Here is an 11,989-nt window from a genome sequence, read left to right on the forward strand (position 1 = left end):
TCATCGGCTTGAACAATGCGATCAGATTCGCTGGCGTCAGATTCTGCTGTGGCTTGTAAGGGAACATCTGACGCGCTTGTTCCATGCGGAGAGGGGATAGCGTTATCAGGTGTGACAATATCGCCAGGCTGAATAAAAATTTCTTTAGATTGTTCTACTTCTTCAGATGTATTAACAATTTCTGCTTCTTCATGTTTTTGACTAATTTCGGCAGCAGGAACAGAACTAACTGATTCGTTATTAACAGGTTGTAATTCCTGTGGTGTAGCACTTTCATTTTGATTTTGGCGCCAGTTAGAAAATTCCGAAGGATTAATAATTCTAACTACTGTTTCCGCTTGCTGGCTATCTGGCATTTCATCTTCTATCACCAACACAAAATCACCGATGCGAATAATATCGCCATCCTTGAGTATGTATGAGTGGTCTTTTTCAGCCAATTTGCCGTTGAGTATTGACCCATTGCGACTACCAACGTCGCAGAAATAATAATATCCTGATCGAGCAAAAAATTTAGCATGTAATCGACTAACATCAGTACTATCGAGAACCAAATCAGAATCAGAAGATCGACCAATTAAACATTCAGCGCCTCGTCTGGTTGTTAGAGTCAAATCAACTTCCTCGAATTCGCTTTGTGCTGGAGATGTGGAAACTTTGACTTTCATATTGATGTTCTAGTTAATTTTCTGGTTAATCTTATTTATTTCCGTTACCCATCGCTGACGAGTAATATGTTCTAGGTTTAAAATATCGTCTTGCGACCAGTGAAAATGGTAAGCAATAAAAGCTACCTCCTCATATAAAGTATCTGAGGGGTAGCTCATGACTCCCCCGCTAACTCTAACCTCACGTTAAATTGCGTATCACAGTGTGGGCAATGGGCTGGGATATATGCATTCGATTGCTGATTAATTCGGTTGTAAAATTCTCTGAGGTAAGAAATATCACGCAATACTAACTCTTCGAGTTGTTCGGGAGTTACAGAGTTCAAACTGCCTAAGCGCGAGATGACCCGCGAAAGCATCACTAAAGCGCCGTAAGCTGGATTTTCCTGAACTTTACGTTCTTGCTGCACCCAAAGCTCATCTTTGGCAGTAGCTAAACGCATAACACCATGACGATGTACCCGATCTTGGGAATCGATTAATCCTCTAGGAAGCGTAAAATTGAATTCAGTACAAAGTTCCTTACGACGCATAAATAATGTAGGGACGCGATATATCGCGTGTAAATTCTTAATTTTATGGGATTTTTGAATTCCCGACTTCTTCAAGAAGTTGGGAATCTGAAATTGGGGGAGTTGCAGGTTCCAACCCGTTGATTTGACGGTAAAAATCTTGGAGGTAATTTAAATCCTGGCTAAAGAAGTTTTCTACTATTGCAGGGGTAACTTCAGATAAGGCGCCTAAACGAGTAATGACACGCGCCAAAATAATAATTGTGGCATAAGCTGGATTAGCTTTAACACGCGGGTCACGTAAAGGAGAAATTTCGTCTATCGCTGTTGCTAAACGCATCGTACCTTTACGATGGAGGTTGCCGTCGGAGTCTATATACCCTTTAGGCAATGTAATCTCAAACTCTGTTGCAAACATAGTCTGTATTCAACCTCCTCCAATTATTTCACTCGTTTAAATTCCTCAAAAGCCACTTCGACTTCCTCAATTTCTATTTCTGTGCTGCGCGCGTTGACATCGGCAATTTTGTAACGACTGGGCCAAGCACCTTCCAATTCAAACCTGGCAACTTCAACACTTGCCTGATTGTAAATCGATAAAGAAACCATTTTTCGCTGCTTTGCCCACCCACCTATTTGAACTTTGTCAAACCAGTTCCAAAAATCTACTGAGTTGCTCATCCCTCTACGGAGAGTAATATTGCCACTCTTAACATTGCCGGGAATTTTGGTTCTGACTGGTAAACCTTTAGATTGTCCAGTTCCCCAACTTTGGGATGTTACCTCACAAATTTCAATTACATCCTGTGTTCTTGTAAAACCTTGACACTCTAAAAAGTAAGCATCAGAATCTTTTTGCCCGTCTAGCGCTAGTCCTAAATAGAAACGATGTGCCGTAAGAATTTCGGAATTTTGTCCAGCTTGTACCACTGTTTTCTCTTTTCCCCCTTCTTACTTAACACGTTTAATACCTTCGTGAACTAATTCAATAGTTTCATTTGCCATATCGCCACCAGATGCAGTTAATGTAGGTCCTGTGTATTTACAGGGATAGCAATTAACAATGTTCCAACGTGCTTTTTCTTTGTTTTGTTGATCGTAAGCTACTACTGAACCAGTTTTACGATTAGATGTCCACTGTCGTGGGTCTCCCATGTCTTCGTTACACTTTTGATACCACTGATAAAGATCTATATCCTCTGTAGCTATGACTTTCAGTGTGATGTTGGTAAATTTTACGACGGTAGGTGTTGCTTGGCGCATGAGTTTTCCCGACCTTGATGAGCCGTGAACTTCCTGTGCAGGAGTATTTTCTATACCTAAGCCACTAATTTCTTTGATAAATTTATCTGTGATTCCGTCTGCTTCAAAGTAAAATTTACAAGCAGTAAGAAATTCTCCTGGCATACTGTTTTTAACTCCTGTTTAATTTATTGGAAACGAACCACAAAGAACGCAAAGAAAGAAAGGAGAGGATTTTGTTACTCTTCGTCTTCAATTCCATTCCACTGGCTGATACGGAGGATGACGAATTCTGCAGGTCTAACGGGACATACACCGACTTCGATGTATAAACGACCTAAAATTCTGGTATCTGGTGGGTTTATTTCTTCGTCGCATTTAACGTAAAATGCTTGTTCGGGTGAAGCTCCAAATAATGCTCCTTCACGCCAGATTCTTTCCAGGAAGTTACTGACAGTGCGTCGCACGCGTGCCCACAAATCTTCGTCGTTTGGCTCGAATACTACCCATTGAGTACCTAGTTCTAATGATTTTTCGATGTAGCTAATCAATCTACGAACGCTGATATAACGCCATTCGGTTTTATCGAGTTCAACCAGTGTACGGGCACCCCAAATACGAATCCCTCGATTGGGAAATCTTCGGATACAATTTATACCCTTTGGGTTTAAAAGTTCTTGCTCGCGGAAATTAGTATCGTAGTCTAAACCAATAACACCTCTAGGTACTTCGTTGGCAGGTGCCTTGTAAACTCCGCGAGTTTCATCGGTGCGACCCCAAACACCCATAACATGACCGCAAGGAGGAACGCTGATCGGGTTGCCGCGATCGCGTGGGTTAGCGACTTTAATCCAAGGATAATAAAGGGCACCGAACATCGAACGGCGATTAAATCGGTCCAGCCATTCTACAACCTGCTGCGGTTTGGGACAGTCAGGAGGAGAATCAAGAACCACCATGCGGTTGGGCGGGTTAGGAATATCCCCACTGTTGGCGCCTTCGCACATGCTCAACATCAATTCCATGATGCCGTGAACTTGGTCTAAGTTCATCAATTCTGATTGATACGCACGCATCAAGTCAGGACAAGCAACCATCGTGATTTCATCGATTTCAAATAAACCGCGTACCCCTGTGCGATCGTCGCGTACACCCTCGATATCGCTGGAAAATCTATCGGGTGGCGCGACAACTATTGGTGCTGCAAGTTCATATTGACCATTCCCAGGACGACGCGCTAAAGGTTGTCCAGTTTGAGAAATGTCTTCGATGGTTATGAACATTGAATTTCGCAATGCCGTAACTGCATAAGTTGCAAATTGGGCATTGCCTTCGCGGTTCATTGTCAAGTTATCGTATTCTTCGAGAGTTTCATCTCCTCGACGAATTTGTACCTTGAAGTATTCACCTGTATTCGGTGGGGTAGACCCTTCTGTTCCTTCTGGTAACGCACGAGGTCCACTATCGCTAATCACGATTGTCATCGTGCCTGCTGCGACTTGTTCCGGACGCATACTAAACTGTAGCGAAGGACGATTGCCTCGACCAGTAATCCGAACTGAAGCAGGTTGCAGGTCTGGTGGTTTGGGGGCATTGGGTAACTGCGTACCAATACTGGTAATCCAGCAGCGACCACCACCATTCATAAAGTAGCCATAAACTGCAAAAGGCAAATAAGCATTGAAATCAGTAAAACCATCCGAATCGGGACGAGAAAAATAATTTAAATACTGTGTCCAGTTAGTAACAAGCATCGGCTTAAACAATTCAGCCCCATTGCGCACATCTTCAGTAAAGCCTACAAATCCAGCAATTGCCGTACTAACACCTTCGATTGGACGACTACCTCGGTCTATTTCTTCGATATAGACACCCGGAGCAGAATAATCCACTCTTGCCATAAAAATATCTCCAATGTAAAAATTTAATCAACCATCTGTCTAAACGCGATATATCGCGATTTTACGCATAATTTCGCGTCTCTACGCGGGATTTAATGAGATTTCTTTGAAGGTACAGCTTGAACCATCTACCAAAGCATTGACTTGAAGGGGCAAATATCCCGGACTGTTGATTTGTAATACATAGTTACCATTACGAAGTTCTTCAAAGTAGAATAACCCCTGTTTATTGGTAGTAGTTGATTCTTTAGTTCCGATCACCTCAACTTTTGCTTCCTTCATCGGTAAATTGGTAACAGCGTTTTTGACTATTCCTGCGACTACTACCCGCTTGGTGAAACTTTCAATACTTCCATTTCTATGAACACTTGCATTTTCCAGTTCAAGTTCAGGTTGAAAATTATTGTCTACTCCGATAGTTCGTTGCCAAACTAAATATACTGGCGATACTTGCGGCACTACAGGAACTGTCACCATCAGATACAAAGCTGGGCGTAAAGCGATAGTTAGTGCACTCCACAAAGATCCAGCTTCAATTTGCGGTTCTACAGCAACCGTCATATTCAAATTTCCATAACCGCGCAATTCGGGAACCAGAAACTCTTCCTTGAGGGCACGGTGGCGTAGTAGTACACCTAAAGCTTGCGAAAGCAGGTAATGCTCACCTAAAGCCGTCCGATCCCAAGCCGTTAGTAGCATAGAAACATCAAACCAGGTCGCAGACCAATTCAAAGAAGCAGTTTGCGTAGATTTTTCCAGCTTGCTTTCAACCTGCCTAGCTTCTGTCAGCTTGCGTTCAACTTGCCTTCCCGAATGTTGGATTTGCTTACTCTGACGAATGTCATAAACGTACAAATTGAGAATCGGTCCTCCACCTTCTTCTTTACGATTACTTGGATGACTAAACTCAATTTGCTCCGTACTAGAAAGCGATGTTCCTCCAGCGATAATTTCTGCTAGGGTTTGAAGAATATAAATAATCATGTAAGCATGATGTCCATACTTGCTACTAACGCTTCTATTGATATGTCTAGGTTATATGAATGCAAACTCTTCTGGTAATTAGACTTTTGTCGAGATTTCGTCCAAACTCAAAATCATTTATTTGTTACAAGTAATAATAACGTAATATTAAAAATTGTTAAGAAATATTAATAAAGCCTAAAAATATTGTTTTTGGCTGCATAAGGAAATTTAAGCATCTCCTAAGTAGAAGTAAAGGAAAACCAGAATTTACTATCAAAGTGAGTAAAGCTATGAATATCAGCTTCTCTCCTAAAAAACAAAAAAGTAACTGCCATGATTTACACGCATTTGATACAGAAACTTTTATTGGGTTACAAGCAGAACAACTTACCTTTCATGAGCCAATTTGCTTTGTCCGTATATTTTACTATAACCCTTCGTTAAAAGCATTTAAAGAAAGAATCGAATACGCAGATAATCAACCTAGCTTTTCTCAACAAGAAATAGCATATTTACGCTCGGAAGCTTGGTTAACAGATTTTCCTCATGTTTGGAATGTACATGAATTTCAACTTGCTCTGTTTCCAAAATATTTTTCTTACATTTGTCCTATCCGCTATACAAATCAAAAACCAGAATATGTTCAAATAATCACTCACACACCTCTTGCGGAGAAATCGCGGTATTACGTCACAAATGCAGCCCAAATGCTAAGTAAACATATAGATGTATGCTCAGATAATTTGCAGCAAAAGTCTAAGACTGAGATACTAGAACAGGTGCTTCATAAAGTCGGTCATCAATTGCGGAATAACATTGCTTTAGTCAAACTTTACGCACACAATTTATTTTTGGGCTTAAAAGATAATTCTTGGCGCGAGCAAGCAACAATCATTTGCGAGAGCGTGAATGATTTAGATACTAATCTCACCGATATAATATCCTGTGGTCAACAGTCTAATTTAAAAATAATTCCTCAAGACCTCAGAAGTATAGTAGACGAAAGTATAAAGTACTTACAACCGTTAATTAATCAAAAACAATTAAAAGTTAACATTCCTGATACATCTGCTACTTTACCTTTAGATAAGTTACAGATGAAGCAAGTGTTTGATAATTTACTTAGTAATGCAATTCATTTTAGCCCTAATTCTGGCATCATCACCTTTAGTTGGCAGGTTTTTTACGACGAAGTATTAATTAAAATTTCAGACCAAGGGCTAGGAATTTCACTCTTGGACATGCAAAAAATTTTCACCCCGTTTTATTCACGGCGCCCTGGTGGTACAGGATTGGGTCTAACTATAGCCAAAAAAATCGTATTAGACCATTGTGGAAATCTTTGGGCAGATAGTTTATCCGCAGGAGGGGCACAGTTTTGTTTGATATTACCTACTAAAAAGAAATATGACTAAGACGGGTTTCGATGGGCATCTCACAATATGGAAAAGATTATGAACAATAAACAAATTTCGATTTTACTAGTTGATGATGAAGAGCGTTTTCGTCAAGGCTTGCGAAGTCTTTTGGGTTTTTATAGCACTAGTGGTTCATTACCTGTGAATGTTGTAGGTGAAGCAGATTGTGTTGAGCAAGTTGTGAAATTAGCGATTCAAAAGAGTCCCGATCTAATTTTGCTCGATTTAGAATTGGTAAATAGTGATGGAATAACAGCTATGGAACGCTTGAAAGATATTTCTTACTCGGGTCGGGTTTTGGTTTTATCTGCCCACCAAGAAGATAAGTGGATTTTTCAAGCTATGCAAAAAGGCGCCGCTGGCTATGTTTTTAAAAGTCGTGTGGCAAATCAGCTTTGTGATGCAATTAATACGGTACTTAAGTCAGAAATTTATTTGCCACCGGAAGCGGCAAGTGGTTTTTTCCGCTGTTTTCAAGAAAATGCTAGTTCCGTTTATAAAGCGTCTTCGCAGTTACATCTAACCGAAAGAGAACAAGAAGTTTTACAATTATTGACTCAAGGCGCCTCAAACGAAGAAATAGCGAAAAATCTATATGTGACTGTCGCCACGGTCAAAGCTCATCTGACGAATATTTTTGATAAATTGAAAGTCAGTAGTAGGACTCAAGCAATTGTTGCTGCTATCAAATTAGGACTGGTTCAAGCTTAGTATTAATTGAGTGAATTTATATTATGTCTTCTACCGAATTATTTTACAAAGAGTACTCCTGTTCTCACAATGCTCACTTGGATTGCGAGAAAATAATAGAAACTTTGCAGGAAGTCAAGGGCGCCAAGTTTTGTTTTGAGTGTGGTTTTCCGACAATTTTACCAGAGGAAGCTGAGATTAAAGGGTATAGGGGTAGCTATCGGGTAACAAAGTTTCTCGGCGTACGGGGTTTTGGACGTTTATATTCGGGTATACAGCTAAAAGACAAACAGCCAGTAATTATTAAAGAGTACTTGTTACCTAGTCGTACTTTTAACCAAGATGAAACATTCAAACGTAAGGAAGCTTTTAAACGTGTAGGAGGGATAGATTTAGCAGATAATCGAGTTCAAAACTTTCGCTTGATTCAAACCTGGGAAGCTATTAGCCCCGAAAGAGGAGAAAGCTGTTATTTAATTACTAAAGATGTACAACCATCCCAAACGCTGAGACAGTACTTAAAGCAAAATGGTGCAATGACGCCGGAACAAGTCCGTGAGTTGTTGAGTGAGGTGCTACAAACTCTAGAATTTCTTCACTCCCAAAAGCTGCGTTTTTCCTCGAATCAAGTACAGCGGGGTTTAGAGCATGGCAATATTAATTTAGATAGCGTATTAATTAAAGTCGAAAATAAACAAAGATTTGTAGTGTATCTATGTGATCTCGCTATCTGGGAAAACCTATTTATTCCCCCTAGCATTCTTCAACCTGCAGCTAAAACTCGGGTGCAGGATTTAGAATCTCTAGGGTTAGTAGCGTTCCAGTTATGGGTTGGGCAAACGCAGCTTGACCCCAAAAACAATCAAACATGGCCCGATAATGATAATTATTTAAAACAGTTTATCTATCGTCTGCTTTCTTTCAATACTCCTTACGGAAGTGCAGAAATTGCGCGACAGGAACTGCTAAAACTTCCTCAACCCGATGAAAGTGATAATCTACGCCCATCTTCGGACTCTCAAGAACAGAAAAAGCGCTTTCCTAAAAAATATTGGTTATGGCTGGGAGTGCTGGCTTTTTTATTGCTGGGAGGCACTATATGGTATTACTTTTGGCAGAGTTTCAAACTAGACGAAGGTCAGAATGCAGAATGGCAAAGACTTGTACAAAATTTCTCTGAAGTAGATAACGTACCTTCAGGAAAATTTACTTACGCAGGAGAAAAGGATGGTACTTGGAGTTATATTTTGGAACAGAACGCTGAAAATGACGAAACGAAATTAAAGAATATCTTAACCAATCCAAAACCAGATGCAAAAGTAACATTTACCTATAAAAAAATTCCGTCTAACGATATCACAAAAGTTAGTCAACCTATAGAAGAAGTGCAAAAAGAAAAAGGTACAATAGACTTTGCAATAACAACTTTATTCGACAACAACATTACACATGATATGAATTCAGAACAAGTTGCTTATGATGGTTTATTGGTGTTTATTGCATATAGTAATGGCGACTTTAGTCTCCATAAAAAATTGGATGGTAAAATCTCTCTTAAAGACCTGCGTGGCATATATACAGGCAAAATTATAAATTGGGATCAAATTAACAAAAATGCTCCTCCTCTTGCAATTGAACCTTATGTCCCAACTGAACCAGAAGCGATACAGCAATTCAAAAAGCTAGTTCTTGAAAACAATTCAGAGGACATAGCTTTATTTGATAAAATTACCAAAACTCGAACCAAAGAAACAGGTGATACCCAAAGACAGATTAGTACTGCAAACTCTAAGTCACAGACTGGTATTATAAGTTTCGGTATCTTTAGTAAAACTTGGCATCAGTGTTCGGTTTATCCCTTAGCAATAGTCAATGATCGCAACCAAACGATTCAACCGCTGTTAAATCACGCTACGAAACAACCAATTGAACCTTCAGATTGGTTGTGCGCTCGACCAGATTTTGATCCTACAAGATTTAAGCCAAATGAAACACCAAATTATCCTTTGTATCCTTTGGGATATCCTTTGTATGTAGTGTATCCTAAAGACAATACTCGTCAGTTAGGAGGTTTTATTTTTGCTCAACTGCTACAAACCCTTCAAGGTCAGTGTTTACTTAATAAGGTAGGTCTTGTCCCCTTACAACCTATGCCTAATGATATAAGAAATGATGCCTGCAAATCGGTGCCCTAACCCTAACTGCGAATATTTTAATCGTGCTTTGCCAAACAATGCCAAGGTATGTCCTTGGTGTTCGACTCCTTTGGGTAATGTCATTCCTTCTACACCAAGTAACCCAATCAACTCACAACCAGCTCAACCACAAGCACCAATACAGGAACAACCAAGCTATCAACCTCCTCCTTACGCAACACAATACCAGCAGCGCGAATACTCACCCCCAACACCCCCTGTTTACAACGCAACTCCTCCAAGACTGCCAGTTTTGAAACTTGTCCACTCTACCGGTAGAGAGTTTCAATTGAGGAGTGAAGGTGGTTCGATAGGGCGTAGAAGTCAAAATATGCCAACTCCACCAGAAATTGACCTAACTGGTATTTCTCACGAAGGAATTGTTTCTCGACGCCATGCCCGTATATTTTGGGACTGGTCGCAAAATGCTTATATGATTGTTGATACCAGTACAAATGGTGTTTATTTAAACGGTAATCTTCTTAATTCCGGTGTATCTTACCGCATACTCAACGGTGATTCTTTACAGCTTGGTCAAGATGGTCTAGTGACTTTTACGATCGCAGTGATGTAATTATACCCCACATGTAGAGACTTAATTTATTAGGTTTTACAATACAGGCTACGCGATCGCAACCTAAATATCTGGTTTTGTTGATAATTGAGAATTAAAATCCGAGTATCTACAAGTTAGACCTTTGGCTACTTTTGATTCTGATGCTCTGCCTTTAGCCTAGATTTAATAGCAGATGCGGTACATTAGATTCCCGACAACTTTTACGAAGTCGGGAATCTGAACATCGCGTTAGAAATAAACATAACAATTATGGACTTAGAGAAAACAGAAGTCTTTTACACACCTCTTGGGGACGTTGGTGGAACCGGAGGATATGTTGGTATTTCAGCAGTATCTAATCCAAGCAGAGTATCCTCATATGCAGAACGATGTCTTAAAGACTCGCTTTTGTTAAATACACTCACCCGCAGAGTGTATGAACTGTTACTTGAAGATATTCGTAATCAGCGAGAGAGAGTAAGTAACTACGGTCAAAAAAGGTGGTTCTGATGGCAGGTAGTAATAATAGCAACATTACTCATGAACTAAATTATGTTACAACCAATCGGTTTTATATCGAGATCGAAAGCGCTATAGCAGCGTCTTTCACTGAATGTTCAGGACTAGGCGCCCAAATTCAGAAAAAGGTTATCCACGAGGGAGGTGTTAACGACCAACAGAGGGTGTATTTGGGACAAGTCCAGTTTAATGACGTGACATTGAAGCGGGGTGTTACTGACCATCCAGGTTTTTGGAATTGGATAAGTGAAGTTTTTGATGAACAGGGAAAAACATCTCGACGCAATGTAAATATTTTGGTTTTTAATCAAGCAGGTGAAACGATGATGAGTTGGACACTTATTGGTGCTGTTCCTATTGGATGGAAGGCGCCTGCATTGCAAGCAGATGGAAATGCAGCAGCAATTGAGGAATTAACTTTAGCTTATGAAGGTTTACAATTCGGGAAAGAAAAAGGTGGAGGTAATAAGACAACACGGATAATGAAATCAGGATTCTTTGAGTCTAAGTAATACCAAAATAGAACTATATGGATATTCAACCATTGGCAAGTAAAGTCAATAGACTCGGCTTAGCTGAATCTTTATGCCAACCCAATAGATTAACTTTGACGCAAGAATCTAATCATCGTCTCAGTAATTCCGCTTCTCCTATTGCTAAGTATACACCGCTAACTATATCAAAATTTTTATTGCCAAGTCATCAAAACAATAAATTTTTAAACACCGATTCTTTAGCAAATTTGAATTATTGGAATGATAGTGATGGAAATATTGATTTATTTCCCGAACTAGAAAGCTACTCTCAAAATGAGGACATAAGTACTAATAGTGATGATGTATTATCAGTTCGTCATCAAAGTAGTGTTAATAACAATGAACTAGCGGAGACATTAAGTTCAAATAATTTAGGTGATTTAGATACACCTCTGGGTAAAAAAGCAAACAATAAACCCAAATCTCAGAGAAAAACAAAATCCAAACCGACATCAGATTCTAAACCTCAACCAAAAAAAACAACCAAATCCTCCAAGACTAATAAGAAGGGTAAACATGAAGTTTCACCATTACAGCAAGCTTCAAACCAGACATTTAACCCGACAACACCGAATTTAGAAACAACCGCATTAGTTTCTGAGCAAACGATACCACTTCAAGAAGAAGTTTCACCATTACAGCAAGCTTCAAACCAGAAAAATAATGCTATCGCACCAAATACAGAAACAACGGTGGATGTTTCTGAGCCTACAGCATTATCTCAAACTTCGGAAGTTTCACCATTACAGCAAGCTTCAACTCAAACATTTAACCCAACAACACCAA

The 11,989-nt window shown here is 39.7% G+C and carries 15 protein-coding genes; 7 read left to right on the top strand and 8 right to left on the bottom strand.

Annotated elements, in window-relative coordinates; translation table 11 throughout:
• The 8 genes from AC5JM2_RS35520 to AC5JM2_RS35555 form a co-directional block, all read right to left on the bottom strand.
• On the bottom strand, positions 1-668 hold a 668-nt coding region (locus AC5JM2_RS35520), incomplete at its 3' end, for an FHA domain-containing protein (protein ID WP_495840858.1).
• Between the two features lie 9 nt (positions 669-677).
• Positions 678-827, bottom strand: coding sequence for a DUF6760 family protein (locus AC5JM2_RS35525; RefSeq protein WP_339381556.1), 150 nt, complete (start codon positions 825-827; stop codon positions 678-680).
• A complete protein-coding gene (locus AC5JM2_RS35530) occupies positions 824-1,201 on the bottom strand; it encodes a phage tail assembly protein (RefSeq protein ID WP_495840861.1) in 378 nt (125 codons plus the stop codon). The genes AC5JM2_RS35525 and AC5JM2_RS35530 overlap by 4 nt, the downstream gene beginning before the upstream one ends.
• Before the next feature lie 43 nt (positions 1,202-1,244).
• Positions 1,245-1,598 (bottom strand): hypothetical protein, encoded by a 354-nt coding sequence (locus AC5JM2_RS35535; protein ID WP_495840863.1) that lies wholly within the window; start codon positions 1,596-1,598, stop codon positions 1,245-1,247.
• Between the two features lie 23 nt (positions 1,599-1,621).
• A complete protein-coding gene (locus AC5JM2_RS35540; RefSeq protein ID WP_495840865.1) occupies positions 1,622-2,110 on the bottom strand; it encodes a phage tail protein in 489 nt (162 codons plus the stop codon).
• Between the two features lie 21 nt (positions 2,111-2,131).
• A complete protein-coding gene (locus AC5JM2_RS35545) occupies positions 2,132-2,587 on the bottom strand; it encodes a phage tail protein (protein WP_495840867.1) in 456 nt (151 codons plus the stop codon).
• A 74-nt stretch (positions 2,588-2,661) separates the two neighbouring features.
• The gene (locus AC5JM2_RS35550) at positions 2,662-4,323 is read right to left on the bottom strand and encodes a phage tail sheath family protein (RefSeq protein ID WP_495840869.1); all 1,662 of its coding nucleotides are present in this window, start codon (positions 4,321-4,323) and stop codon (positions 2,662-2,664) included.
• An 81-nt stretch (positions 4,324-4,404) separates the two neighbouring features.
• Positions 4,405-5,307 carry a Pvc16 family protein gene (locus tag AC5JM2_RS35555; RefSeq protein WP_495840871.1) on the bottom strand — a complete coding sequence of 301 codons (903 nt, stop codon included), beginning with the start codon at positions 5,305-5,307 and terminating at the stop codon, positions 4,405-4,407.
• Positions 5,308-5,579: 272 nt separating this feature from the next.
• Here AC5JM2_RS35555 and AC5JM2_RS35560 point away from each other — a divergent pair, with 272 nt between their 5' ends.
• The 7 genes from AC5JM2_RS35560 to AC5JM2_RS35590 form a co-directional block, all read left to right on the top strand.
• Positions 5,580-6,704 (top strand): sensor histidine kinase, encoded by a 1,125-nt coding sequence (locus tag AC5JM2_RS35560; RefSeq protein WP_495840873.1) that lies wholly within the window; start codon positions 5,580-5,582, stop codon positions 6,702-6,704.
• Between the two features lie 39 nt (positions 6,705-6,743).
• The gene (locus tag AC5JM2_RS35565; RefSeq protein ID WP_495840875.1) at positions 6,744-7,418 is read left to right on the top strand and encodes a response regulator; all 675 of its coding nucleotides are present in this window, start codon (positions 6,744-6,746) and stop codon (positions 7,416-7,418) included.
• A 23-nt stretch (positions 7,419-7,441) separates the two neighbouring features.
• A complete protein-coding gene (locus tag AC5JM2_RS35570; protein WP_495840877.1) occupies positions 7,442-9,592 on the top strand; it encodes a substrate-binding domain-containing protein in 2,151 nt (716 codons plus the stop codon).
• On the top strand, positions 9,567-10,166 hold the full coding sequence (locus tag AC5JM2_RS35575; protein ID WP_495840878.1) for an FHA domain-containing protein: 600 nt from the start codon (positions 9,567-9,569) through the stop codon (positions 10,164-10,166). The genes AC5JM2_RS35570 and AC5JM2_RS35575 overlap by 26 nt, the downstream gene beginning before the upstream one ends.
• Before the next feature lie 252 nt (positions 10,167-10,418).
• Positions 10,419-10,658, top strand: coding sequence for a hypothetical protein (locus tag AC5JM2_RS35580; protein WP_495840880.1), 240 nt, complete (start codon positions 10,419-10,421; stop codon positions 10,656-10,658).
• Positions 10,658-11,179, top strand: coding sequence for a phage tail protein (locus AC5JM2_RS35585; protein WP_495840882.1), 522 nt, complete (start codon positions 10,658-10,660; stop codon positions 11,177-11,179). Before AC5JM2_RS35580 ends, AC5JM2_RS35585 begins: the two co-directional genes overlap by 1 nt.
• 17 nt (positions 11,180-11,196) lie before the next feature.
• The coding region (locus tag AC5JM2_RS35590; protein ID WP_495840884.1) for a hypothetical protein at positions 11,197-11,989 on the top strand (793 nt) is incomplete at its 3' end.

The sequence above is a fragment of the Brasilonema angustatum genome, from assembly GCF_059505445.1.

Coding starts and splice junctions, on each gene's coding strand:
- AC5JM2_RS35545 (WP_495840867.1), bottom strand. CDS start 2,587: ATGCCAGGAGAATTTCTTACTGCTTGTAAATTTTACTTTGAAGCAGAC.
- AC5JM2_RS35535 (WP_495840863.1), bottom strand. CDS start 1,598: ATGTTTGCAACAGAGTTTGAGATTACATTGCCTAAAGGGTATATAGAC.
- AC5JM2_RS35555 (WP_495840871.1), bottom strand. CDS start 5,307: ATGATTATTTATATTCTTCAAACCCTAGCAGAAATTATCGCTGGAGGA.
- AC5JM2_RS35585 (WP_495840882.1), top strand. CDS start 10,658: ATGGCAGGTAGTAATAATAGCAACATTACTCATGAACTAAATTATGTT.
- AC5JM2_RS35530 (WP_495840861.1), bottom strand. CDS start 1,201: ATGCGTCGTAAGGAACTTTGTACTGAATTCAATTTTACGCTTCCTAGA.
- AC5JM2_RS35575 (WP_495840878.1), top strand. CDS start 9,567: ATGATGCCTGCAAATCGGTGCCCTAACCCTAACTGCGAATATTTTAAT.
- AC5JM2_RS35560 (WP_495840873.1), top strand. CDS start 5,580: ATGAATATCAGCTTCTCTCCTAAAAAACAAAAAAGTAACTGCCATGAT.
- AC5JM2_RS35580 (WP_495840880.1), top strand. CDS start 10,419: ATGGACTTAGAGAAAACAGAAGTCTTTTACACACCTCTTGGGGACGTT.
- AC5JM2_RS35565 (WP_495840875.1), top strand. CDS start 6,744: ATGAACAATAAACAAATTTCGATTTTACTAGTTGATGATGAAGAGCGT.
- AC5JM2_RS35570 (WP_495840877.1), top strand. CDS start 7,442: ATGTCTTCTACCGAATTATTTTACAAAGAGTACTCCTGTTCTCACAAT.
- AC5JM2_RS35525 (WP_339381556.1), bottom strand. CDS start 827: ATGAGCTACCCCTCAGATACTTTATATGAGGAGGTAGCTTTTATTGCT.
- AC5JM2_RS35550 (WP_495840869.1), bottom strand. CDS start 4,323: ATGGCAAGAGTGGATTATTCTGCTCCGGGTGTCTATATCGAAGAAATA.